21 protein-coding genes are annotated in these 24340 nt (G+C 42.8%); 17 read left to right on the top strand and 4 right to left on the bottom strand.

Annotation, left to right across the window (positions count from 1 at the left end; all coding sequences use genetic code 11):
- Window positions 1–27 precede the first annotated feature (27 nt).
- The 3 genes from NLX82_RS07255 (at window position 28) to hcp (ending at window position 4673) form a co-directional block, all read left to right on the top strand.
- Window positions 28–1986, top strand: coding sequence for a cache domain-containing sensor histidine kinase (locus NLX82_RS07255; RefSeq protein ID WP_413465551.1), 1959 nt, complete (start codon window positions 28–30; stop codon window positions 1984–1986).
- Window positions 1937–3238 carry a response regulator gene (locus NLX82_RS07260; protein ID WP_254347676.1) on the top strand — a complete coding sequence of 434 codons (1302 nt, stop codon included), beginning with the start codon at window positions 1937–1939 and terminating at the stop codon, window positions 3236–3238. Before NLX82_RS07255 ends, NLX82_RS07260 begins: the two co-directional genes overlap by 50 nt.
- A 142-nt stretch (window positions 3239–3380) precedes the next feature.
- Complete coding sequence (gene hcp, locus NLX82_RS07265) at window positions 3381–4673, top strand: hydroxylamine reductase (protein ID WP_028543172.1); 1293 nt, start codon at window positions 3381–3383, stop codon at window positions 4671–4673.
- Between the two features lie 41 nt (window positions 4674–4714).
- Here the strand turns inward: hcp and NLX82_RS07270 are convergent, their stop codons facing one another.
- Complete coding sequence (locus tag NLX82_RS07270; protein ID WP_023987345.1) at window positions 4715–5062, bottom strand: helix-turn-helix domain-containing protein; 348 nt, start codon at window positions 5060–5062, stop codon at window positions 4715–4717.
- A gap of 452 nt (window positions 5063–5514) precedes the next feature.
- Between NLX82_RS07270 and NLX82_RS07275 the strand changes: the two genes are divergently transcribed.
- The 11 genes from NLX82_RS07275 to mmsB all read left to right on the top strand — a co-directional run bounded on the left by NLX82_RS07275 (window position 5515) and on the right by mmsB (window position 17434).
- Window positions 5515–6054 carry a hypothetical protein gene (locus tag NLX82_RS07275; RefSeq protein ID WP_254347677.1) on the top strand — a complete coding sequence of 180 codons (540 nt, stop codon included), beginning with the start codon at window positions 5515–5517 and terminating at the stop codon, window positions 6052–6054.
- 74 nt (window positions 6055–6128) lie between these two features.
- Window positions 6129–6455 carry a nucleoside triphosphate pyrophosphohydrolase gene (locus tag NLX82_RS07280; RefSeq protein WP_254347678.1) on the top strand — a complete coding sequence of 109 codons (327 nt, stop codon included), beginning with the start codon at window positions 6129–6131 and terminating at the stop codon, window positions 6453–6455.
- A 323-nt stretch (window positions 6456–6778) separates the two neighbouring features.
- On the top strand, window positions 6779–7144 hold the full coding sequence (locus NLX82_RS07285; RefSeq protein ID WP_254347679.1) for a hypothetical protein: 366 nt from the start codon (window positions 6779–6781) through the stop codon (window positions 7142–7144).
- A gap of 1429 nt (window positions 7145–8573) precedes the next feature.
- Window positions 8574–9083 carry a dsDNA nuclease domain-containing protein gene (locus NLX82_RS07290; RefSeq protein WP_254347680.1) on the top strand — a complete coding sequence of 170 codons (510 nt, stop codon included), beginning with the start codon at window positions 8574–8576 and terminating at the stop codon, window positions 9081–9083.
- 201 nt (window positions 9084–9284) lie between these two features.
- Window positions 9285–9671: a hypothetical protein gene (locus NLX82_RS07295; protein ID WP_254347681.1), complete on the top strand. Its 387-nt coding sequence runs from the start codon at window positions 9285–9287 to the stop codon at window positions 9669–9671.
- On the top strand, window positions 9668–11392 hold the full coding sequence (locus tag NLX82_RS07300; RefSeq protein WP_254347682.1) for a P-loop NTPase family protein: 1725 nt from the start codon (window positions 9668–9670) through the stop codon (window positions 11390–11392). The genes NLX82_RS07295 and NLX82_RS07300 overlap by 4 nt, the downstream gene beginning before the upstream one ends.
- Window positions 11393–11512: 120 nt before the next feature.
- On the top strand, window positions 11513–11746 hold the full coding sequence (locus tag NLX82_RS07305; RefSeq protein WP_254347683.1) for a DUF255 domain-containing protein: 234 nt from the start codon (window positions 11513–11515) through the stop codon (window positions 11744–11746).
- Between the two features lie 363 nt (window positions 11747–12109).
- Window positions 12110–13159: a hypothetical protein gene (locus NLX82_RS07310; RefSeq protein ID WP_254347684.1), complete on the top strand. Its 1050-nt coding sequence runs from the start codon at window positions 12110–12112 to the stop codon at window positions 13157–13159.
- Between the two features lie 459 nt (window positions 13160–13618).
- A complete protein-coding gene (gene chvE / locus NLX82_RS07315) occupies window positions 13619–14704 on the top strand; it encodes a multiple monosaccharide ABC transporter substrate-binding protein (RefSeq protein WP_025722459.1) in 1086 nt (361 codons plus the stop codon).
- A gap of 32 nt (window positions 14705–14736) precedes the next feature.
- Window positions 14737–16287, top strand: coding sequence for a multiple monosaccharide ABC transporter ATP-binding protein (mmsA, locus tag NLX82_RS07320; protein WP_254326577.1), 1551 nt, complete (start codon window positions 14737–14739; stop codon window positions 16285–16287).
- Window positions 16271–17434, top strand: coding sequence for a multiple monosaccharide ABC transporter permease (gene mmsB / locus NLX82_RS07325; protein ID WP_023987351.1), 1164 nt, complete (start codon window positions 16271–16273; stop codon window positions 17432–17434). Before mmsA ends, mmsB begins: the two co-directional genes overlap by 17 nt.
- A 119-nt stretch (window positions 17435–17553) precedes the next feature.
- Here mmsB and NLX82_RS07330 read toward each other — a convergent pair whose 3' ends face one another.
- A complete protein-coding gene (locus NLX82_RS07330; RefSeq protein WP_068938497.1) occupies window positions 17554–18306 on the bottom strand; it encodes an MBL fold metallo-hydrolase in 753 nt (250 codons plus the stop codon).
- A gap of 158 nt (window positions 18307–18464) precedes the next feature.
- On the opposite strand from NLX82_RS07330, the gene NLX82_RS07335 reads away from it, so the two are divergent.
- On the top strand, window positions 18465–18890 hold the full coding sequence (locus tag NLX82_RS07335; protein WP_023987353.1) for an Lrp/AsnC family transcriptional regulator: 426 nt from the start codon (window positions 18465–18467) through the stop codon (window positions 18888–18890).
- A gap of 66 nt (window positions 18891–18956) precedes the next feature.
- Here the strand turns inward: NLX82_RS07335 and NLX82_RS07340 are convergent, their stop codons facing one another.
- Window positions 18957–19433, bottom strand: a complete 477-nt coding sequence (locus NLX82_RS07340) for a GNAT family N-acetyltransferase (RefSeq protein WP_048481495.1) — start codon at window positions 19431–19433, stop codon at window positions 18957–18959.
- Window positions 19434–19566: 133 nt separating this feature from the next.
- Here NLX82_RS07340 and NLX82_RS07345 point away from each other — a divergent pair, with 133 nt between their 5' ends.
- The gene (locus NLX82_RS07345) at window positions 19567–20481 is read left to right on the top strand and encodes an EcsC family protein (protein ID WP_023987355.1); all 915 of its coding nucleotides are present in this window, start codon (window positions 19567–19569) and stop codon (window positions 20479–20481) included.
- A 102-nt stretch (window positions 20482–20583) separates the two neighbouring features.
- Here the strand turns inward: NLX82_RS07345 and NLX82_RS07350 are convergent, their stop codons facing one another.
- Complete coding sequence (locus tag NLX82_RS07350; protein WP_075153862.1) at window positions 20584–21852, bottom strand: MFS transporter; 1269 nt, start codon at window positions 21850–21852, stop codon at window positions 20584–20586.
- A 354-nt stretch (window positions 21853–22206) separates the two neighbouring features.
- Here NLX82_RS07350 and NLX82_RS07355 point away from each other — a divergent pair, with 354 nt between their 5' ends.
- Window positions 22207–24198, top strand: coding sequence for a stalk domain-containing protein (locus tag NLX82_RS07355; RefSeq protein WP_254347685.1), 1992 nt, complete (start codon window positions 22207–22209; stop codon window positions 24196–24198).
- Window positions 24199–24340 lie beyond the last annotated feature (142 nt).

Raw genomic sequence — 24340 nt, forward strand, 5'->3', positions numbered from 1 at the left:
CGTATCCACTTAAGGGTGCACCAAACGATGCCTCGCTTGCGCAATATGCCTTTACGCTTTCAGCTCATGCTGCTGTTCCTGTTGTTTGGCATTGTGCCTTCGCTGGGATTAGGTCTGCTGGTCAATGGGACGGTGGAACGGATTATTGAGCGGCAGGTGGAAGACCATACGATGCAATTGATTGGCAAGGTGAACGAAGCACTGGACACCAAAATGGAAAATTTGCAAAACATGACGTATCTGATTGCTTTTAACCCCGATATCGGGGAGTTCTGGAAAGGGAAGACGCTGGCTGACGGCCACGCGGGTCATGCGAGTATAGTAACGCCGGAAAACCAGACTCTCACTTCCAAGCAGGCATTAAGTTCTGTACAGGAGCAGGATACGCTATATGAAATGAAGCAATTTTTGCAGGGCTATACTACGTTATATCCTGAAATTGCAGGGATTCTGATCGTAAACGAAAAAGGCGACTATATCAGCAATGAAATGTATGCTCGAAGCACGCGTAGCCTGACGGAAGAAGGCTGGTACCAACAGGCGGCGCAGCATGCAGGCATATTCACTGTGCTAGGACAGCCGAGCCACCGTAATGTGACTACTCATGTCCGGTACAAGGACAGCGAAATTGTCTCCGTCGTTCGTTCGGTTACGGATCCGGAAACCGGACACGTGTTAGGCGTGATTATGATTGACCTCAAGCTGCGGGCTGTATCGCAGGCTGCCAGAGATGTAACCTTGGGCAAAAGCGGGTATTTAATGGTGACAGATGCTGAGGGGCGCAGCGTGTACAGGCCAGATATGCCTTTGATTGAGCGCATTCCGCCGCAATGGTTCGGGGCAGGTGACAGCGGGATGTTTACCCGTGAAGCTGGGGGCAGAGAATTGCTGTTCATGTTCAGGGCTTCCGAATTCACGGGCTGGAGAACAGTGGGGGTATTCCCGGCACGCGAATCTACACTGGAAGTTCGGCAAATTAAGTTCTATGTTGTCTGTTTTGTTTTTATTGTATGTCTATTTGGCTTAACGGCATCCTTGCGATTGTCGAGTTCCATTGCGCAGCCGATTTTCCGGCTGATGTCCTATATGCGAGCAGCAGAGACAGGAGATCTTACAGTTCGCCAATGGAGTGACCGTGGGGATGAAGTTGGAATGCTGGGGCGGAGTTTTAACCGGATGCTGGAGCAAATTCGCCGTCTCATGTCACTTAGCGAACTGAGGGAACGGCAAAAACGGGATGCCGAGCTGCGCAGCCTTCAGGAGCATATTAAGCCGCATTTTTTATACAATACGCTAGATACCATTCACTGGATGGCTCGAAAAAATGGAGCAGACGACGTGTCCGACATGGTGGGGGCGCTATCGAGATTGTTCCGTCTCGGGCTGAGCAAGGGGGATGACTTTATTCCGCTGCGCTCCGAGATTGAGCACATATCGAGCTATATGCAAATCCAGCAAACCCGCTATCGTGACCGACTTCGCTGGGAATTGAATGTACCCGACGAGCTAAAGGATCTGTTCGTGTTGAAGTTAATGCTTCAGCCTGTAGTGGAAAATGCGATTTATCACGGCATCAAGGCCAGACGAGGCCCAGGCACGATTTGGGTAGAAGCTAAAGCTGAGGGCGACAAGCTGCTGCTGACGGTACGTGACGATGGAGCAGGGATGACGGCAGACCGTCTGCGTGAACTGCGTGACTGGCTGGAAAACCCCCTGAAGGCGATGGAAGGAAAGCAGAAGCAAAAGGGAGTTAGTACCCATGGCAGAAGCTATGGCATGCTGAATGTACAAGCGCGTATCCGGCTGTCTTTTGGCGAGGAATATGGAATTGTACTGGAGAGCACAGAAGGGACAGGTACCTGCGTGACGATCACTCATCCGTTGCTGCTGGATAGGGCACAACTGAAGAAGCCTTATGAAAAAGGAGAGGGTCAGGATGACGAAATCAAAGGCCACAGACAACTCGACAACGGCGAGTCTGATTGACCAGGCCATAACAGAAGTGACCATAGGCACAGCAAAACGTTACCAAGTATTGATCGCAGATGATGAGCCGATCATCCGAGAGGGGATACGAGATTGCATAGACTGGGCGGCTTTGGCTATGGAAGTTGCAGCAGAGGCGGAGGACGGAGAAGAAGCGCTGGAGTTGGTGGGTCAGCTTCATATCGACATCGTGCTGGTCGATATGAATATGCCGTTCATGGACGGGATTGAACTGATTCGGCGGCTGCGGGAAGAGCGTCCGGAATGCCGTTGTCTGATCATTTCCGGGCATGATGAATTTGCTTATGCGCAGGAGGCTGTCCGACTTGGCGTGGAGGATTATATTTTAAAGCCGGTAGATGCGGATCAGCTTCATGCTGCGCTGTTGCGGCTTCGTCAGCGAATGGACGAAGAGCATAAGCGTGCCGCCTATGTAGAACAAGCCGCCGGACAGATTGAACGGAATATTCCGCTGCTGCGCCAGCGTTTTTGCCTGGAATGGATGGAAGGGCAACACACGGGAAAAGACATCATGGAACAGTTGGCGTTTTTACGGCTTCCATCGCGACCGCCTGCTCAGATCGGTGTCGTACGGTGGCCTGCGGCAGAGGCACGGCAGACGATTATGCGTGAGAATGACCGCCAGTTGTTTCTTTTTGCCGCTGAAAATATTATTGGCGAACTGCTGGAGGACCGACCGCATGTGTTGTTCCGCGATGCGAACGGGCTGATCGGCATATGCCTGTGGCAGGAGGCACCCGAGACGATAGGCGCTTCCATGGAGCAGGCGATTGGACGCTACCTGAATATAGCGGTTCATACGCATGTGGAGTCCAACGCGGGTGGACTAGAAGGTGCAATTGACGCGTACCGGGTGAGTCGGGATCGAGTGTATGGCGAATCGCAGCTGTCTCCCATCGTACGTCGGGCCCGGCAGCTCATTCAGGAAGGTTACGCCGATCGGGAATTAACGCTGGAAGCCCTTGCTTCGCGGCTACAAGTATCCGCCGTATATCTCAGCCGTGTGCTCAAAAAGGAGCTCAACGACAGCTTCGTGACCCTCGTCACGCGTGCTCGTATCCGTAAAGCGGTGCAACTGCTGGATTCCACGACGTTGTCTATCTATGATATAGCAGAACGTACGGGTTACGACAGTCAGCACTATTTTAGCACCGCTTTTAAAAAGACTATGGGCGTGTCCCCTGTGCAGTACCGTAAAGGCGGTGGAATTCAAGAAAGCACGGTGGAGTAGGAATTGGCACGGGGGATGAGTCCCACACTGTCTCATAATAAACTGTAAGAAAAAATGTGTGTGTAATCACACCTACGCATTCAGGGGTTTGTTACGCTGGGGATAACGAACAAATATCTATCAATATTTGGAGGAAAACGATATGTTTTGTTATCAGTGTGAACAGACGCCGAGTGGCGGGTGTAAAGTAGTTGGGGTGTGCGGGAAGGATGAGACGATAGCAAGCTTGCAGGATACGATGATTTTTGCATTAAAAGGGATTGCTGCCTATGCGACACATGCTCGCCAGTTGGGCTATACCGATCCTGAGGTAGATCGCATCACGCATGAAGCGTTATATATGACCTTAACCAATTCTAACTTTAATGTACAAGAGCATTTGGAAATGGCGATGAAGGTCGGAAATGCGGCTGTACGGATCATGGATGTGCTGGATCGTGCGCATACGGATCGTTTTGGCATTCCGCAGCCGATTACTGTCAGCCAAAATAAAATCGAAGGCCAATGCATCGTCGTGACCGGACATAATTTATATGCGCTGGAGGAATTGCTGCGGCAGACGGAGGGTAAAGGAATAAACATCTATACCCACTCGGAAATGCTGCCTGCTCACGGTTATCCAGCATTGAAGAAATATGCACATCTCAAAGGGAATATCGGTAAAGCCTGGTACGATCAGCGCCGACTGTTCGAGGAGTTCCCAGGTGCGATTCTCGCCACGACGAATTGTGTTATGCCGATTAAAGGCACGTATGCAGACCGCTTCTTCTCTTATGAAGTAGCCGGGCTGGAGGGAGTAGCCAAGATCATGGACGACGACTTTTCACCATTGATCGAGCGTGCGTTAGCCCTGCCAGCCGCAGATGTAGATTCGGAGCAGGTGCTTACAACGGGATATCATCATGAGACGGTTATTGGGCTGGCTCCTGAGATTATTCAGGCAGTTAAAGACGGGCATATCCGCCGTTTCTTCGTCATTGCAGGCTGCGACGCACCAGGCAAAGGCGGTAACTATTACCGCGAGCTAGCTACATCCTTGCCGAACGATACGGTCATTCTGACCACGTCCTGTGGTAAATTCCGTTTTAATGACGTGGATTATGGCACCGTTGGAGATACCGGCATTCCGCGTTATATTGATTTGGGGCAATGCAACAATTCGGGTTCTACTGTGAAAATCGCTCTGGCATTAGCGGATGCTTTCGGTTGTACGGTGAACGAGCTGCCTGTCAGCATTGTTCTGTCCTGGTTTGAGCAAAAAGCGGTTGCCATCCTGCTGGGCTTGTTCAGCCTTGGCATCCAAGATATTCGCATTGGGCCGAAGCCGCCTGAGTTCATTTCTTCTGGCGTACTGGATGTACTGGTGGAGATGTTTGGCTTGAAGCTAATTACTACCGCAGAGGAAGATATGAAAGCGATGTTGGCGTTGTCGTAAGGGGTTGGTGGGGAACTGCAAAGCGCAGTTCCTTTTTTGTTTCATCGTTCATCGATTCTTATAAAGATGTCCGTAAGAATCTTTAATGCCAGCTCAGTATCTTTGGATTCACGAGTTCTTAGGAGAGTCAAAATGGTTTTTATACTCGAATCTTCTTCGGTAAGCTCATCATTGTCCTTTACATATGTAAGCAACTGATAGACGCCCACGTTCAATGCCTTCGCTATTTTCTCCAGATTTTTCAAAGATATATTTCTCTCCGCTCGCTCAATGAAACCAATATAACTCGAATTGAATCCTGCTTTTTCGGCTAAAGCTTCTTGGGAAAGCCCTTTAGACTTTCGAATATCTCGAATACGTGTACCGACTAATTCTAAAAGTTCTGACATGATTACACCTCTCTATAGTAAGAATTTCACAAAATTCGATTCCAATCGCTCCAAAATGTAATATATAGACGAACGAGATCATCTCAATCTATATATTATTAATTGGAAGTCGCTTATTGGATTTTGCAAAATCCTCTAGTTAGAAGTGTAGAGAAAGAGTTACATCTAATTAATAAGTGTTAGTAAGTAAATTGAATTAAAAACTACTATATAGTAATATTTATTATGAAGCTTGTCCGGTAGCTAGAAAATTATACATCTTGATGGTTACATAATTGTGCTACGTTGCTCACATTGTTTCAGGATTTTGCAAAATTCGATACCAGTCGCTCCGAAGTGCAAGATATAGACGAACTAAACTATTTCCATCTATATTTTGTTCATTGGAAGTCGCTTATGGGATTTTTGCAAAATCCTCGTTTATGAAATTTTAATTCAGGAGTTGATTCCCCTTGAAACATTACTCCTTAAGTCCCCTACATAGTGATTCCGATTTCAAATTGCCTAAGTACAGCGACACCTACATATTCAATTGCATGATGGATTTTCAAAAGCTTGCCGAATACCAGATCAAGCTTGCACAGATGATGCGCGACCATCATCAGTTTCAAAACTGCCTCATTCTTTGTGATCAAGCGATGTTTTCTATGGCTAAGGCCATTTATGTTCATCGAAATCAAATCATTCCATTGTATATCCGTTTATCCGTGACTGACCTGTTCCCTTTAATTCACACAGAGGCTGAGCCCAATTTAGATATGGTGCTGTTTATCGGTACGGTACATTATCTGGTTTCGGGAGAAGATGATGTATCTAAAGAGCCGATGAAGCTGGGGGAAGTAGACAAGTTGCTTTATAAAACGGACTCTATTCTAGAGTCTCTGTCACAGCGGATCGTAGCTGATCCGTCTAAGCGGTATCCATCTATTTATAAAGAAAGTCCGTTCAATGAATCGGTAGATCTTTTATCAATAATACCCGGTTCTTTTTGAGCTAATGATATAATGAGGAAAAGGAAGATGTTGGATTACGACTTAAAGTTCTATAACAGAAAGGGTGTATTCATATGCCTACATACAACAAGCTGGTACGAGATCGGATTCCGCATATCATTATGTCTCAAGGCAAGGAGTGTCGGACACGCATTTTGGACCCAGAGGAATATAAGCAGGAGCTGAGAACCAAGCTTCGTGAAGAGGCTGAGGAATATTTTGAAGCGGACAAAGATCAGGATGCGCTGGAAGAGCTGGCGGATATGCTGGAAGTCATCCGAGCGTTGGCAGAAGAATATGGGGCGAATGCAGAAGAGCTGGACAAGCTGCGGGCAGACAAAGCCGAGGCACGGGGCGGATTCCAGGAGCGGGTGTTTTTAATTGATGTCGACGAAGCTTAACGTCAAGTGGTACACATAGAATAAACCTATTTTCTTATATATTATGTATAGATAACGTTTGATGATTCTTACGTACATGCCATTGATGAGATGTTCGTGTGAATCAATTTTTTACAACTTGTATTAGCAAGAGCTTTTTATCTGAGGCTTCAGAATTATCAAAAGTAATATTCTCCTGACTTGTAGTATGATAATACTCGGATAAATTACATTCCTTGGAGTCTTAAAATATCCTGGTTAAACAACTTTAAATAGTAATGTGTAATTAATCCATTAATTAGTGCTAATAAATTATATTTTCAAAAAAGAAAGGGAGTTCCTTAGTGCAAGAAATTATTGAAAAACTGCCTACATTAATTACTGTTGTAGGGACGATCATAGTTTGGGTTAGATTATTTATTAGAACATCGAATAAAACCATTGTGGATATGGTGGTAGAGCCAAGAAACATGAATATGTGGGACAAATTTATTGAAATTATATTGTTGTCTTCGATAATGGTAATTATGTTTTTACTTCCAATGTTTATGTCTGAAATAAATCCTAGAATATTTGATGTTATAATGATGGTTGATATTATTTTATATTTTATAACTCTGATTATCATTTTAATTTATTGGGTATGTTCATGGTTTAAGCAAGTAAAAGGTAAAGTTCTAAATATCTCTATATTTACAATTATTTATTAACATTTTGTATGCCTTTAATTTTAATATGTTATAACAAAAGTAAAGTCTTAAATGGAGTTAAAGAGAATTACATCTATGGGTTTATTGCCTTTTTGGCTCTGGTGGCTTTTCATTGTATCTTGATAACATTTTATCCGTCAGTTCTTAGGTACTTTAATAAACCGGAAATAAAAATGTATAAACTTGAGCGAATTCAAACACCTCATGATATTTTACAAGGTTTATATTTGCTATATATGCTGGATAATGAAAGACATGTACTAAGTGAAAATTCTAATATTGCTAAGATAGGAGATGGAGATTTTTATATTTACTATCCTAAAGAAAATGCTCTAATTAAATACTTCAAATAAAGACCCATTCAATCATAATGAGATATAGCACCAGCTGTAAATAGAAATCAACTCAACTCTCGTAGCCAAAAGCACGGGAGTTTTTAAATTGGGTAATGCTTTTTTACTATAGCAAATTTACTATAAATGCCCAATCCTCGCCAATATCTCATTATTATCCGGCTGGAAATGAATGAATCGCCCATTTTATGTACTTAATAGCTATACTTAATTGCTCTGAATTCAAGCTGGCCTCAGACATAAACTGACTAAGCATAAATAGTTTGTCTTCCCATTTACCAGGTAGCCTAATATCCATTCATAGGACAATGGTCTGAATGGGTTCTTATAAAGCTGCTAAAGCTGCTGTTTATGTATGGAATCCTGTTCAATCCAAGCCTCATCCAGCAGCTTAATAAATGCGGTTAAGTTACATTCTATATTTCCGCTTAAGTAAATATGTTCCTTGTCCAACCTAAGAAAATGGTACTCATCGTTCCTAATGAGTTTTCGCAAATGACTCAAATACATCCGTAAATTATGCCTTGCTTTTCCTACTGTCTCTTCTCCCCATAAGAGTCATCACATAATTGTTCGGCTCAAATGTATTGTTTATGTCTCCAGGTGACGTGCCTCAGCTTTCATGGTATGTAAGAAGTCATCGGTTGATTACTTTAGTTCTCAGTATAACTTAAATGAAAACGGCATAGATGGCGTTTTTTCTGAATAAAGCAAACATACGTTCCGATATGTGTTAAAATTATTACATATTGAGTTAATGGTAAGAAAATCTATGAATGGAGATATTGGTATGGTCGACACCATTGCAAAAAGTAATCATTACTTGATTGGTCTGCTTGTAGATAATGCAACTCTGACCAGCTTCTCAGAATTGCAACCTTTTCCTCGAACATGGCAGAACGGGTAAATCAACTAATCAGCGGCAGTTTACGAAAGCCACTGAAGAAGAAAAATGTATAAAATAGAAGGGATTTGAATATATTTGTCGAAATATTCCTAATACTATAACCCCTGGTGTGACGGAGGAAATGGATTAATGCAAATTTATATAAATAATTTGTGTAGAGGAATAGACAATGAATAATCAAAGTAAAGCTGCTGTAAATGCTGGTGTTCATGGTTCGACGGGGACTGAATTTCAAAAACATTGTGCATTATACTTTTTGTTCGATAAGTATAATGATTTAAAAGATAGAAAGTACTTTATTTGTATTGAACATCATGATGATTTTTTGTTTTGTTATCAAAATAATGATGAGCTTATTTCTTCTATTGACTCTTATCAAGCAAAGAAGTCTTCTGAAAAGTGGGAAATGAGCGGCTTATATGAATTACTTAGAAAAATGACTGGAGTAGGCTTATCACTGAATGCAGATAGTATGCCTAAAGTAAATAACTATACACATAACTTAGAGTTCATAACTAACAACTCTATACAATTAAGTAATGGTCTTAGAGGAAAAAATAAGAATAAAAGTATAACTATTAACGAGAGTAATAGTAGATTAAAATTTACTGATTTAGATACTGAGATTACAAATAAAATTGAAGCAGAATTAACGAAATTGCTAGGTAAGGATCTATAAGGTTTAAAGGAATTAAATAATGTTTCATTAGCCTATATTGATTTTCCAAAGAAAAGCGCTGGGCAGAAGGATTCACTAGTTGGACAGCTCAGTAGAATATTTGGAGCAAAGGTCAGTGATCATAGAGCTGCTGTAGATGCGCTGTTGCTTCTATTTAGAGATGTAGAAAACACTTTAAACCAAGGCAATGTTGTAAAGTTAATGGATGAATCAAAACGTGTTAGTTCTGCAAGTATTAATGATGCTATTGATATAATTACTACAAAAACGATGGCATTTGAATTGTGGCGAAATGAGGAAAAAGAAGTTTGTATAAATCTGGAAATTTCCATTCCAGATAAGAGCGAGTTTAAGCTGAATTTTATTAATAGCTTTGATAGATTTAAAGATTATCAACAAACTGAACATAAAAAAATACTCTCCTTTGTTAAGGAGAATAGTAATGTAATGTATCGCTTTACTGTCGAGACTGATTGTATTTTAGAATTATATCAAATGTTTCGAAAAAACATAAGTTCTCAATTGTCAGAGCTAAGTATAAAAGCTGCTATTTATGCTGCATATATAGAAGTAAGGGGACAATTATGAAAACAAAATTATTAATAAACAAACTATTTGCATATTCAGAGAGTGAAAATAAATATTTTTACACAGAGTTTGATCAAGGTATAAACATTATTTATGGAAAAAATACATCAGGAAAAAGCACGGTTTTTCAGATGCTTTTATACACGCTGGGTATAAATGACAGTAATGACCACTTGAAAGAAATTATTGAAGAAGGTGCTTTTATAAGAGTAGACTTTCAAGTAATTAACAATGGAGAAAGTGAAAAAATTACTTTTGTTAGAGATGATGAAACGATATTCATTAAAAGGGTAGATAAACCTATTATGAGGTTTAATGGTATTAGAGCGAATCAGTCTGCTGAACATATTAAACTTAAAGGATTCCTTCATGAATTATTTAATTTCACACTTAAATTAGAGAATAAGGAGGGGTACAAAGCTGCTCCAATCGAAGCAATGTTTTTGCCTTATTATATACCTCAGTCAGTAGGGTGGGTATACCTTAGAAAATCCTTTAGTAGCCTTGAGTATTATAAAAATCTTAAAGAAGATTATCTTGACTATTATTTGGGAATTGAATCACTTGTTGATAGGGATAAAAAGCAGGAATTGGAAAGAAAATTGAAAAGTAAAGAAGATGAAATTAAATTTTATATAAATTTGGAAAATAGTAATGACGAGTTCCAAATTACAAAACTAGTTGATGAAGAATTTATTGAAGAGTCATTAGAATATATTAAGTTACACAGTGATAATCAGGTGCTTTTAAATGAAAATGAAGAAGAATATATTTCTAAATGCAATGAACAGAGCTATTATAAAGAACGATTGTCTTTACTGCGAAAAGTGTCAAGACATCACAAGAAACAAAACCCTTTAGAGGGAACATGTCCTGCTTGTGATCGGGAACTTTCATTTAGTATTACTTCGTCATATAAGTATTTTCAAGAAGAGAATGACACTGAGGAAGAAATGGTAAAATGTAAAGCGATGATAAAGAAGCTGCAAGGGGAAATTAATTCTTTAGGAAAACTTATAAATGTTCGTAAAGAAAATAACTTAAAAACATATGGAATATTAAAAAGGTATTTTAAGTATAATATTTCTTTTGATAGTTGGTTGAATAATAAAGTGAATATACAGTTAATTCATGACATTAGATATAAACTTGGGGTATTAAGTAACGAAAAAATTACTATTGTGAATAGCCTTAAAGGGTTTAAAACAGAAGAAGAAGTCCAAAAATCCAGAATATCAAAAAGTAAAGAATTTGAGCGTCTATTCCTAGGATATATTGATGATTTAGGTGTAAAGACCTTAAAGGAAGATAGATATATATCGTTATATAACATTTCAGCATTTCCTTCTCAAGGGGTTGAGCTTCATAAAACAGTACTTGCATATAACTTTGCTTTAAATAAATTAATAGAAAAGACTGATGGTATACATCGTTTTCCCTTTATGCTTGATGCAATTTTTAAGGAAGATATTGAGCAATCAAATAAAAATGCTATCATTGAGTTTATTGGGAAAAATAAACCGAATGATACTCAATTAATACTGTCAATTGCAGAAACTAAAGAAAATGAAAAAAGCATACATGAATATAATAAAAAATATTTTAATGGAATGGCTAAATTGATTTGTATAGGAGAAGGGGTAAGAGAACGCGCTTTTTTAACTCATTATGATGGTAGCATGGAAGTTTATTTAGATGAAACTCTGAATATTATTAATTGATAGGAGTAATTAATTTTGTGCTACTCGATCATTTAGTGGAACGACAGAGATGTCGTTCTTCTTTTTCATATTCTGCACCTTCCCTCACCTTTTTGGGTAAACTAACCCTAGTGATGCCCAATGACGACTCACAAAGTACCCAATAGATTAGCCAAGGAAAAGTCACCTTATTTGCTGCAACACGCACATAATTCGGTGAATTGGTTCCCTTGGTCGGAAGAGGCTTTTGATATCGAGAAGCGCGACAAAAAGCCTGTCTTCCTTTCTATTGAGTACAGCTATTTATTGACCCACACGTACCTGTCATTTTTTAAAAGTAGTCTTTTAAAAAATGGAGGAAATCGAACAGAATGAAATCATCACTGCCAATAGTCGTCTGCTCAACGGAAATTGACACCAACAACACACAAACAACGCAAAATATTTCGAATATCCAAGGAGTGGTATGAACAGTGTGGGCTAGTCTACGAGGTTTTTGGAAATATGGATATTCAATCGGTTACTGATAACATTAATGTCAATTATAGAAGAGTGTGCAAATAAGGATGAGGAATTATTCGTCACTTGCCCGCACGAAGCGTAACGACGGATCGTTTTACTCGCAAAAGCGGAGAAGTATCTTATGAGCTAAGGAAGTTTAAATAACTAGGGACGAAATTTTAGAACCTTATTCTGAAAAAAAGTAAGACGCTTCAAACAAATTTTAGGAGGAAATAAATGAGTAAGAAAAGAACTGGTAATTCTAAATATAAAAATATGGAAATATTAAGAAGACTGGAAAAACAACAAGCTTGTCTATTTAAAGACATTAAACATACATGTGATGGCAATAAAAAAAACAAATTGACAATAGGGAGTCATATAATATCAGAGAAAGATTACCTATCCAGAATTGCTTCTAAAGATGATAAAGTTCTTGTTTTTAACATCCGACATGAATCGTATTATGAAAAAGAGGAAAGGGGGAAACTTGAAGATTTATTAGCTCCTGTACATATTAGTAATACAGCGAATACTAGGAATATTCTATGTGGTAAGCATGATAAGTCTCTATTTGACAAGATAGAAAATGGTATTAAGTTGGATGAGAACGGGGCGAACTATAAGCAACAATGTTTTCAGTTTGCTTTAAGAGCATTTATTTTTGATTATATTCATGAAAAAAATGTAAATGATAAAGAAATAAAAACAGGTCACAGTGAGCTTGCTAATAATCGTGCAAGTATTGGTTTATTGCGTAGTGAAAAAATTCTAAAAAAATTTCAAGAAGCTTACTTGAATAGCAATTGGGATTGTATAGAAACCAAAGTAATTACTCTTGACAAAAGAGCAAACTTCATTTCTTGTCTGTCTTTTTTTCCAATGACTTATCTTAAGTTTAGGTATAGTGGTCACGTTAGTGATAAGATATATTTGAATATATTTCCTGAAAACAACCAAACTAAGATTGTTATTTCATATTTTGTGAATAGTTCAAAACATTGTAAGCGATTAAGTGATATAATATACAGCCTATACTTGAAAAAAAATTTCAAGAAAATCGAGGAGTTTCTTACAAGATGTGTGCTGTTATATGACTTAAAAGTAACATATAATATAGACTATTTTAATAGATTAATTCATGATGAGACTAGGAAAATGCAATTTATTAAATTTTCGCTTTATATAAGGAAGGCAAGAAATTTTTCGGATATTTATAATAAAAACTTTCTCCGAATCTTTGTTTTTGAAAAATTGAGGATAAATCTTTTTGATGACTATTTGTAACTCTACGTAAGTTAGTTCACTATACATTTGGGTATATCCAAGAATTATTGACCCACACGTACCTGTCATTGATGAATTGTAAATAAAAGTGTGAACTCTTTAGATAGCCGATTTAATAATTCAACAAATCGAGACTTTGCCAATCGTAAGAAGGCTAAAGTCTTTTTGTGTTTCAAAATATATGAGCTATTTCCCGACAATCTTCATCTCCCTCAAATCCAATCCCGTTTCCTCCACACCACAAAGGTTAAAATTTTATAAAAAAAGTTCAAAACCAGCAAAGACCTTTCCCGGCCTGGAATGATACCATGTGTTTGCACATAAAAAAAGGAGAGGCGCTCATTGCCTCACTTATGTAAGCGCTATCTCATTTCGACTCTAATCAGCACTGACCTGAGGATTTTGCAAAATCCTTACCTTCAAATTGACCCGCATCACATGAGGAAAGGGGAACTTCATATGAAAAAAGGAGCTGTTGTCGTATGGCTTCTGGTTTTGGCCCTGATGCTTTCGGCCTGTAATTTGGCGGAGAGTGGAACGGGTAGCAAGGAAAAAGGCTATGTGGGCATTTCCATGCCGACCAAATCGTCCGAGCGTTGGGTAGGGGACGGGGAGAATATGGTTCGGTTGTTTCAGGAGCAAGGCTATAAAACGGATTTACAGTACGCCGAGGACGTGGTGGAAAACCAAATCTCCCAAATCGAAAATATGATCACCAAGGGTGTCAATGTTATGGTGATCGCTTCGGTCGACGGAAACACGCTGACGGATGTGATTCAGAAGGCACACGACCGAGGCATTCAGGTCATTTCTTACGACCGGCTGATTCGCAACACACCGTATCTGACGTATTATGCGACCTTCGATAACTTTAAGGTGGGCGTGCTACAGGCGGCATATATTGAGAAAAAGTTGGGACTCAAGGAAGGCAAAGGCCCTTTCAATATCGAGCTGTTCGGTGGTTCACCGGATGACAATAACGCCTATTTCTTCTTTAATGGTGCGATGTCTGTACTTAAACCGTACGTGGATTCCGGCAAACTGGTCGTGCGCAGCAAGCAGATGACGATGGCGCAGATCGCTACACTGCGGTGGGACGGAGCATTGGCCCAGTCGAGAATGGATAACCTGCTGAGTGCGTACTATTCGGGGGCTAATCTGGACGCGGTACTATCCCCTTATGATGGAATTAGTATCGGTATCATTTCATCCCTAAAAGGGGTCGGATATGGATCAGCGAACAAGCCGCTGCCGATCATTACAGGGCAGGATGCAGAGCTGGCTTCCATCAAGTCGATTGTGGCTGGGGAGCAGACACAAACTGTATTTAAGGATACTCGCAAGCTGGCTGAGCAAACGGTCGTGATGGCCAACAGCATTTTACAGGGTAAACAAGCGGAAGTGAATGACACCGAATCCTATAACAACGGTAAAAAGGTCATTCCTGCCTACTTGCTTGATCCAATCTCGGTGGATCGGACGAATGTGGAGAAGGATATTGTCGGCAGTCACTATTACACCAAAGAGCAAATCGGATTGAAATAAGAGTAAGAATCCAACCGAAAGGAGCGTATCCCATGACTGGAATCATTCTAGAAATGAAGGGAATTACCAAAACCTTTCCCGGTGTGAAGGCATTGGAAAATGTAAATCTCAAGGTCAAGGAAGGTGAAATCCATTCCTTGTGCGGTGAGAACGGTGCAGGCAAATCGACGCTGATGAAGGTACTAAGCGGTGTATATCCGCATGGAACCTATGAAGGGGATATTGTTTTCCAGGGCAAAACGTGTGAGTTCAAGGATATCAAGCAGAGCGAGGAATTGGGCATTGTCATTATCCATCAGGAGCTGGCGCTAATCCCGTATCTCTCGATTGCGGAAAATATTTATCTGGGCAACGAACGCGCCAGTGGCGGCGTGATTGATTGGAAAGAGACTTTTGTGGGTACACGCGATCTGCTGTCCAAGGTCGGTTTGAGTGAAAATCCCAATACATTAGTTACGAACATCGGGGTTGGAAAGCAACAACTAGTCGAAATTGCGAAAGCGCTATCAAAAAAGGTGAAGCTGCTTATTCTCGATGAACCGACAGCGGCGTTGAATGAGGATGATAGTGAAAATCTGCTTAATTTGATGCTGGAATTTAAAAAACAGGGCATTTCCTGCATTCTCATCTCCCACAAGCTGAATGAAGTCGCAAAGGTGTCGGATTCAATTACGATTTTGCGGGACGGAAAGACGATTGAGACACTGGATATGAAAAAGGATGAGGTCACGGAGGATCGGATCATTAGCGGCATGGTTGGACGTGATCTGACCAGCCGTTATCCAGAGCGTCATGCCGAGATTGGCAAAGTCGTTTTGGAAGTGAAGGATTGGACGGTGTATCACGAGCACCATGCAGACCGCAAGGTGCTGGATCAGGTGAATTTGAACATTCGGCGTGGTGAAATTGTCGGTATTGCCGGGCTGATGGGAGCGGGACGGACCGAGCTGGCGATGAGCATTTTTGGCAAGTCGTATGGACGCAACATTTCCGGTCAGCTGATTAAAGACGGCAAGCCGATCCAGAACAACACGGTTACGGACGCCATCAACAACGGCTTTGCCTATGTGACAGAGGATCGCAAGGAGTATGGCCTCATTCTGATGGATGATATCAAGCGTAATATTTCGCTGACTGGCCTGAACAAGCTGACGAAGGGCGCTGTCGTCAATGAGCAGGAGGAAGTCGTCGTTGCAGAGGAAATGAAAAAAAGCATGAACATCAAAGCGCCGAGCATTTTACAGAAAACGGGTAATTTGAGTGGCGGCAATCAGCAGAAGGTGGTGCTGAGCAAATGGATTTTTGCCGGGCCGGATATTCTGATTCTGGATGAGCCGACACGCGGCATTGATGTGGGCGCCAAATATGAAATTTATACGATTATTCATCGACTTGCCGCTGAAGGCAAGGGAGTGCTGGTCATTTCGTCCGAGCTACCAGAGGTACTAGGCTTATGTGACCGGATTTATGTCATGAATGCTGGGCGGATCACTGGAGAGGTTAGCCGTGAGGACGCGTCGCAGGAAACGTTGATGAGATATATGACCAAGTCAGGAGGCGTGAAGCATGGAAACCATAACTAAACTATTTAAAAATAACATTCGCCAATATGGCATGATGATTGCGCTGGTCGTCATTATGATTTTGTTCGAGGTGCTGACGGGCGGCCTGCTGTTGAAGCCGATTAATATTACAAATCTGATTCTGCAAAACAGCTATATTCTCGTGCTGGCCATCGGGATGGTGCTGGTCATAATCACTGGACATATTGATTTGTCCGTCGGCTCCATAGCTGCTTTTGTTGGTGCGGTTGCCGCCATAATGATGGTCGATTGGCAGCTTCCAGCATGGATCGCTGTGATTGCATCTTTGCTGGTCGGGGCGTTAATCGGCGCATGGCAAGGGTTCTGGGTCGCTTATGTGAGGATTCCGGCATTTATCGTTACATTGGCGGGAATGCTGCTCTTTCGCGGATTGACAATGATCGTGCTGGAAGGCCAATCTATCTCTCCATTTCCGGGGGGATTCCAGAAAATCAGTTCAGGCTTCCTGCCGGATTTTTCATCTACCGGGTATAACCTGGTATCCATCATTGTCGGCATTGCACTCACGGTATGGTTTATCGTGAACGAACTTCGCGAACGTCGTTCGCAGCTTAAATATGGATTCGAGGTTCCGTCACAGACATTATTTGTACTCAAGTTGATTGTGGTGGCTGCGGTTATCAATCTGTTCACCTTCATGCTCGCGAGCTACGCGGGGATACCTAACATTCTTGTACTGCTGTTCATACTGATCGTTGTATACTCCTTCGTCATGAACCGCACGATTATGGGCCGTCATGTGTATGCGTTGGGTGGAAATGAAAAGGCAGCGGGTCTGTCCGGTGTCAAAACGAAAAAAGTAACGTTCTGGGTATTCGTCAACATGGGCGTGCTGGCCGCCATTTCCGGTCTGATCTTTGCTGCACGTCTGAATGCGGCTACGCCGAGAGCAGGTACGAACTTTGAGCTGGATGCCATCGCGGCTTGCTTTATCGGCGGTGCTTCGGCATCCGGCGGGATCGGAACCGTTTTTGGAGCCATTATCGGTGGTTTGGTCATGGGCGTACTGAATAACGGCATGTCTCTGATTGGTCTGGGTATTGACTGGCAGCAAGGTATCAAGGGCTTGGTGCTGCTGCTGGCAGTTGCCTTCGATATTTACAACAAAAACAAAAGATCAGCTTAAGCTCAGATTCGATATCGTAAAACAAGACACCTCCAGTCCCACTTGAAATGTGGATGCTGGAGGTGTCTTGTTTGTTTGGCCTGGAATGTAGGAACCGTCATCAGATGCCAGAACACATATTATCCCGAAACCGTTGCTCCATCTGCCGGAATATGGACGCGTCCCTCCAAACCTTCACGGTTGATGTGTTCTGTAAGCTCAGAGCGAGTTAGTAGACAATGGTTGATTGCCTCCATGTGGACAGCCACGATTTGTGTATAAGAGGCATGCTGTGCAACAGCTGTTACATCTTGGGCAGTCATAATAATAGGATCACCTACCGTAAACCGTGCTCCTCCAGCGTTCACAATTGTCCACTCAGGACGGTATTTATCTAGTGCTTCCGCGACTTCACTGCACCAGATCGTATCCCCGGCCAAATAGACGACAGGTTCACCTGGAGCCTGAAACACAAAGCCGGACACGGGTCCCATCTGTTCCCCGATTTCTCCGGTGCCGTGATGCCCGGCTGTACGGATAATCTCAATTTCTCCCACAGAACCAGCCACCCAAATCGGAGTAACCCGTGTAAAACCATCAGCAGTGATTTGTTCTTCATTTCCGGGCTGACAGAAGACGGGAATTTGTTTGTCCAACCAGTGTACTGCTGCCGGGTCCCAATGATCCGGATGTAAATGTGTGACGATCACAACGTCAGGCTGTCCGAGTGCCTGCCATTGCGGCGGCAAGGGAACCAGCGGATTACGGCGGGCATTTTCCGTATTGGGAACTGGCGGATTTGCGCCAGCATCGCTTAACATCGGATCAATCAGAAATTTTACTCCAGCGTATTCCAGCCATAAGGTTGCGTTACGGATTAGTGTGATTTTCATATATGGAAGCTCCTTTGATAGTGAATGTTTTTGGACCAAGTGTATTTTCGGTGGTTCTTTGTTTCTGTTACAATCATATCTGACGCAAGGAGCTACAGGCTACAGCTTGCTGAAAGGAAAACCAGCATTCTCGTTTCATCATGAAAGGAAAAATAACTATGGAACTATTCGTACCTGATGACACCGATCTGCGCATTCTTCATCATTTAATTGAAGACAGCTCTTTATCGAACAAGGAGATCGGTCAGCTTGTTCATTTGACGGGCCAAGCCGTAGGGGCACGTGTTCGAAAAATGCAGGATGCGGGCATTATCGAGGGCTATACGCTGCGCTGGAACCCTGAAAAAATTGGACAGACGATTCATGCCTTTATTACGGTTTTTTTGAATTCAGGAACAACTCACAGTGCTTTCCAGGCTTTTGCACGGGAGCATCCCTATATTGTCGAAATCCATCGGGTGAGTGGGGAAGGCTGTTATTGGATGCGCTTGCGCATGTCATCACAGGCAGAGTTAAATACCATGCTGGATGAGCTTACGAAGTTTGGTAATTACAAATTGAGTTTTTCCATTGGTGAGATTTAACGATAAAAGCTTTCGGCGTTTGTGCCGAAAGCTTTTTTATTTGGGCGAGGGCTATCGAGGTCAACGTTATAGGCTCATTTTAAAAATATGCTGCAAGCCGTGTTGTCCCATTTTAGTGTTGCCTTCATCTATAAAGCCGCATTTGCGATACAGATTTTGGGCAGGCAGATTACGGGCATTGACGCCCAGTACAATCTCGCGAATATGTGGGAAGTGTCTGGCGATGAACTGTGGTAGTAAAAGCAGCCCTTTTTTAGCGAATCCTTGTCCCTGATCTGCGTAATGAATAGAGAACGCGCGCAGCAGCAGTGCCTCAGCAGTATTCGTATAGTCCGCTAATTCTTCCCCATCGTATAAAATGAAAAATCCAACGGGTCTTCTAGTAGCCGTAATCACGACAGGATGGCGGTGCGGATCTTCCTTGGCCAGTGTTAGCATTTCATCCGGCATTCCAGTAAACTGCTTCTGCTCCTCAGGTAAGTAGAAGGTATGTAAAATGGCATCATGCCCACAATGGTAAGGGACAAGCTCTACATTATTCATCATTACACTCCGATCTGTACGGATTTTTAACTTACTATATCATCTAGTTTGCTAAAAAAAGAAACCTGAACTCGCCTTGCTTACGTATTACCCATACATAAACTAGCATAGTCAAAAGGAGACGTCTACGGTTATGAAGCAGCTTGCAGAATATCGGGAAAGCCAGGACGTATTGCGTCATGAGCTGAAGAATATTGAAAAATGGGAAAAGGAACAGAAGGACATTTTTTTCTGGGAAAAAATCGGCAGATGGCCTTTTATGCTGCTGGATCGGCTGACGCCCAAAATCATTAAAGACAAGCTAGAGCAACTGCTTAATGAGATGGGCAGTTTCATTCAGAACGGCGGCAAATATTTGGTGAAAGAAGAAACGGTTCTGAACAGGCTGAAAAAGACGGCCCATGAACATGTCATTCAGCAAAATGGCACAGATTCCGTGTCGGATACGCAGGACCTGCCTCGTGCCGGGGAAAACGCTGATTCGGAACATAGTGCCGAACCTATGTGGGAGTTGAAGCAGGCAGCTGAGCTCCCGCTAACAATCATGGATCGGACTGCTGACGAGATGACGGCGGGTCGCATTACCTTTGCCACCGCTCAGGGAGCAACAACGGGGATTGGGGGTGTGTTTACGATTGCGGCGGATATTCCTCTTTTGCTCGGCTTGTCACTCAAAGTGCTTCAGGAAATAGCCTTGTGTTATGGCTTTAATCCCCATGATAAGCAGGAACGCATTTTTATTATTAAATGTATGCAATTTGCTTCATCTGATATTGTGGGTAAAAAGGCTGTATTAGAGGAGTTGGCTTTGTTCGATGATCCTTCACGTCAGGCACAGGTTTTTTCCCAGATGCAGGGATGGAGAGAGGTCATTAACACCTATCGTGATCAGTTTGGATGGAAAAAGCTGCTTCAAATGGTCCCGATTGCGGGCATTTTGTTCGGCTCCATCGCGAATCGAAGCGCTATTAGTGACGTAGCAGAAGCAGGGAAAATGTTGTATCGGAAGCGTCGTATTTTGATGCGTTTGGCAGAAGTAGAGAACTGATTGCAACACTTAGGCGTAAATGGGGATATTTTTTCGTGAGGAAACACGTGAGTTGGCTATAAAGTTGTGCAGCGGCCAAGATGGCCGCCACACGTTTGCCTGTTACACTTCGGCTCCATTTTCTTCCGCCCAGCGGTTCAGGGTTTTATCTGTAGGAAGCAGGAAGGTTAAGATGCCGAGCAGTGGCAAAAAGCCACACAGGAACATGATGTGGGTGATGCCTACTTTGTCGATCCAGTTGCCGAGCACGAGTGCGCCCACACCCCCAAGGCCAAAAGCCAGGCCCGTAATGAGACCGGACACGGTCCCGATTTTACCAGGCACGAGCATCTGTGCATATACGACTGTGACAGAAAAGCTAGACAGCATAATAAATCCGATAATCGCCAGCAGGATTGCCGTCCAGAATTGGTTGGCATAAGGCAGCAACAGCGCGAGTGGTGCAGCTAATACCATGGACAGAAAAATCATATTGCGTTTACCAAAACGGTCCGCCAGTGGACCGCCAAAGAAGGTGCCCAGCGCTCCAGCCCCGAGGAACAGGAAAATGTAGAGCTGTGCATCAGCCAATGGCATTTTGAATACTTCCATCAGGTAAAACGAATAGTAGCTTCCGACCGAGGTTGAGTACCACGAACGGACGAATACCAGTAGAATGAGGACAATCATGGCAAACATAACGCGGTTACGCACTTCGGGCTTCATGCGGCGTGCCACCGCTTTTTTACGTGCAATGCCTTCTGTACGCAGGACGTTACCGTACCAGCGGGCGATGAACGATTGCACCACAATTCCCGCTGCTGCAATACCTGTGAACCAGATCGCACCGAATTGTCCCAACGGGATAAAAATCCAGCTCGTGAGCATCGGCGCCAGCGATTGGCCCGCATTGCCGCCAACTTGAAAAATGGATTGTGCTAAGCCCCGGCGTGATCCTGCCGCCATATGGGATACGCGCGAGCCTTCAGGGTGAAAGGCAGCCGAGCCCAGACCCACAAAGATGACTGCGATCAGCACCGCTTTATAATCGGCAGCATAGGCGAGCAGCAGCATGCCGGTCAGCGTAAAGCCCATACCGATGGGAAGAATAGCTGGCGTAGGTCGTTTGTCCGAAAACAAGCCAATCACGGGCTGCATGATTGAAGCTGTAAAATTGATCGCGAATGAAATCCAGCCGATCTGCGTGTAGCTCAGGCTCATAGATTCCTTTAAGATCGGAAAGATCGCTGGAATGACCGATTGAATCGAGTCATTGAACAGATGGACGAAACTGATCGCAATCAGAATCGCAAAAACGGTGCTTTTCGCTTGCGGCCCCGGGAGGGGAAGCGATTGGCCCGTTTCATTTTTTGTAGCAGATTTACTAGTCATGGCAACCTCCGAATATGTATGTATATTTTAAGATATAGGAAGCGATCCGTTTGCAGCAAATGGCTGAAAGTGGGATAAAGTCCCCCTTTACTCATCGCTGCTTGCCCATTCTGCTGGATACTCTTTATTACTCGATTTAGTTGGTTTCTAAAATGGTACATCGAAATTCAAACGTTTATCATCCTCAAAACCGATATATATGTGAGTATTTTGCATAAGTCCCAAGAGCGCTTTTCAAATCAGCAAAATAGAGATCGAAGTGATCCAGTTCGTCTATATATTATATTTTTGAGCTTGGGAATGGAATTATGCAAAATACTGATATGGAAATATAGATAGAAAAGGGGAACCACGATGAGAAAAGCAGCGAAGATTTTGCTGGCAGTATCCATGGTATGTGGAGCGGTGGTGGGAACTACGTTAAACACTGGAGAAACAGCAGTAGCGGCAAATGTAACGACGAACAACACTTGGAAAAACGCTAAAATTATAGACGTGATCGACCGGAATAACTACATACTGGATGACGGTTCTTTATGGAGAAAGAGTATAGATGGCCCAGTTATTGAGAAATTGAATTTGAAAGGCATTACAGGCAGCAAAAACGAGAGCCAAGGTTATTATGGCTGGACTGAGGACGGGAAGGTAGCCATCTGGGATGATAACTCCGACCCAAAAGTGACGGCTCAATCCTCAGGAGTTAAAGAAATTACAGGTGAGGGTCTGGCTATTAAAACCGATGGGACGATCTCCTGGGGAAGAGAACAGGTTGAGGGAATATCGGATGCTATAGATGGTGATAAGGTAAGTACCTATTTTACGGTTCTTACTCGATCCGGTGATGTATGGTATTCCACAGGGTACGCAGAATCTAAGCCCCGCAAGATAGGTCATGTAGATGGTGCGCTTGATATCAAAATGAGTACGGCGTATGCTGCAGTACTTAAGGAAGATGGCCATGTCACGATGCTGGATATGCTGACCAATGAACCCCCACGCGAAGTGGGAAGTGATATTGCTTCAATTTTATGGGAAAAAGGTACACATGTCTTGATTACTGTACATCATGATGGGACTGTATGGAGCTATGACCGAATGAAGAAATATCCAGCTGTGCAGCTTAGCGGGTTATCTAATGTTGCACGGTTGGTTGATTCGCCTGACGAGCTTTTTGCACAATTAAAGGATGGCTCTTGGGTCGGCTATAAGGATGGGATCACGACTGCGCTGAGCTTGCCTACATTAACGGGTATGTCCTTGTTGACGACCTCCAAAGAGGCTGCCATCGGCGATACGATTCAATTAAATGTACAAGAGACATATTCGAACGGTTATCGACTAACACGTCATCCCGAAGCTAGTGAGATTGAAGTAGAGAAACCGCAGGTTGCCGAGCTACAGCAGAATGGTTCGGGTACACTCAAAGTAAGGGGCATTGGAAGCACATCCGTAGCTCTGCAGACCGAAGGAATACCATCTTCTTTTACACTAAAGGTATCGTCCGATCAAACCTTGACCGGGGCGGCTATACTGAACGGCAATGTGTATTTACCTGTGCAGTCTGTGTTCAAGACGCTGGGTGGATCTGTTACCGTGGCGAACCAGACCTTTACGATCAAGCTGGGTAAAAACAATATCGTACTCCAAAAAGGGAGTTCCACCGCGATGGTGAATGGTAAACCTGTTGCACTGAAGGGCAAGGTTCAAACGGTTAACGGACAGGTTGTATTCCCGGGAACATTACTGACCGATCTGAAGTTGGGCGGATTCAAATGGAATCGTGACCGCCAGCAAGGAGAATTATCTGTGGGCGCTACCAAGCTGGTCATTGAGACGCCGGAAACGGCAAAAATTATCAGAGCCATTGATCTGGGCAGTCTGTCCAAATTAATTGGCAAAACCTATTGGGTCAATAACTTCTATAGCGCTGGAGAGCGATTTGGCAAGGTAACAGTTAAAGATATCGAAGTCAGCACGGATCCGAACGGTGTTAAATCTTACGAAGTTATTTTCCAGGGGGCCAATGGCGAAACTTATGACACGTATTCCATCATCGGAGCTTCACGCATTCCACAAATGCTGTCTGATTCCGATCAATTTCTGACTTACGATCCGTACAAGAAATACCAATGGTCGCAAGCCATCTGGAACAAGATTAAAAATAATGAGGTAAGCTTGGGCATGAATACGACGCAGGTGCAGTTCGCATGGGGAAACCCAACAGTCAGAGAAAAGGGGGCTGCTTCAAACGGAACTCAAGTCGAAGCCTGGGTATACGGCAACCGTAGTCTTTATTTCAAGGCGGTAGCTTTCGTGAATGGCAAAGTCATAGAAGTATGGCTGTAGGGTAGCTGGTTTTTCTATAACGCTTTGAACGAGGTGTCTCCAGAGTCGTATATACGGCTCTTGGGATGCCTTTTTTTCATTTAACAAAACTAAGCTCTTTATTTAATAAACTTAAGATATGATTCTTTATATCATACATCTT

The sequence above is a fragment of the Paenibacillus sp. A3M_27_13 genome (genome assembly GCF_024213315.1).
GTDB lineage: Bacteria > Bacillota > Bacilli > Paenibacillales > Paenibacillaceae > Paenibacillus > Paenibacillus polymyxa_B.

Bases quoted from the DNA above. Each gene is read 5' to 3' on its own strand.
- NLX82_RS07355 (WP_254347685.1), top strand. From the start codon at position 22,207: ATGAGAAAAGCAGCGAAGATTTTGCTGGCAGTATCCATGGTATGTGGA.
- NLX82_RS07295 (WP_254347681.1), top strand. From the start codon at position 9,285: ATGGATGAATCAAAACGTGTTAGTTCTGCAAGTATTAATGATGCTATT.
- NLX82_RS07300 (WP_254347682.1), top strand. From the start codon at position 9,668: ATGAAAACAAAATTATTAATAAACAAACTATTTGCATATTCAGAGAGT.
- NLX82_RS07270 (WP_023987345.1), bottom strand. From the start codon at position 5,062: ATGTCAGAACTTTTAGAATTAGTCGGTACACGTATTCGAGATATTCGA.
- NLX82_RS07290 (WP_254347680.1), top strand. From the start codon at position 8,574: ATGAATAATCAAAGTAAAGCTGCTGTAAATGCTGGTGTTCATGGTTCG.
- NLX82_RS07330 (WP_068938497.1), bottom strand. From the start codon at position 18,306: ATGAAAATCACACTAATCCGTAACGCAACCTTATGGCTGGAATACGCT.
- NLX82_RS07280 (WP_254347678.1), top strand. From the start codon at position 6,129: ATGCCTACATACAACAAGCTGGTACGAGATCGGATTCCGCATATCATT.
- mmsB (WP_023987351.1), top strand. From the start codon at position 16,271: ATGGAAACCATAACTAAACTATTTAAAAATAACATTCGCCAATATGGC.
- NLX82_RS07305 (WP_254347683.1), top strand. From the start codon at position 11,513: ATGACGACTCACAAAGTACCCAATAGATTAGCCAAGGAAAAGTCACCT.
- NLX82_RS07255 (WP_413465551.1), top strand. From the start codon at position 28: ATGCCTCGCTTGCGCAATATGCCTTTACGCTTTCAGCTCATGCTGCTG.
- NLX82_RS07260 (WP_254347676.1), top strand. From the start codon at position 1,937: ATGACGAAATCAAAGGCCACAGACAACTCGACAACGGCGAGTCTGATT.
- NLX82_RS07335 (WP_023987353.1), top strand. From the start codon at position 18,465: ATGGAACTATTCGTACCTGATGACACCGATCTGCGCATTCTTCATCAT.
- NLX82_RS07340 (WP_048481495.1), bottom strand. From the start codon at position 19,433: ATGAATAATGTAGAGCTTGTCCCTTACCATTGTGGGCATGATGCCATT.
- NLX82_RS07345 (WP_023987355.1), top strand. From the start codon at position 19,567: ATGAAGCAGCTTGCAGAATATCGGGAAAGCCAGGACGTATTGCGTCAT.
- chvE (WP_025722459.1), top strand. From the start codon at position 13,619: ATGAAAAAAGGAGCTGTTGTCGTATGGCTTCTGGTTTTGGCCCTGATG.
- NLX82_RS07350 (WP_075153862.1), bottom strand. From the start codon at position 21,852: ATGACTAGTAAATCTGCTACAAAAAATGAAACGGGCCAATCGCTTCCC.
- NLX82_RS07310 (WP_254347684.1), top strand. From the start codon at position 12,110: ATGAGTAAGAAAAGAACTGGTAATTCTAAATATAAAAATATGGAAATA.
- hcp (WP_028543172.1), top strand. From the start codon at position 3,381: ATGTTTTGTTATCAGTGTGAACAGACGCCGAGTGGCGGGTGTAAAGTA.
- mmsA (WP_254326577.1), top strand. From the start codon at position 14,737: ATGACTGGAATCATTCTAGAAATGAAGGGAATTACCAAAACCTTTCCC.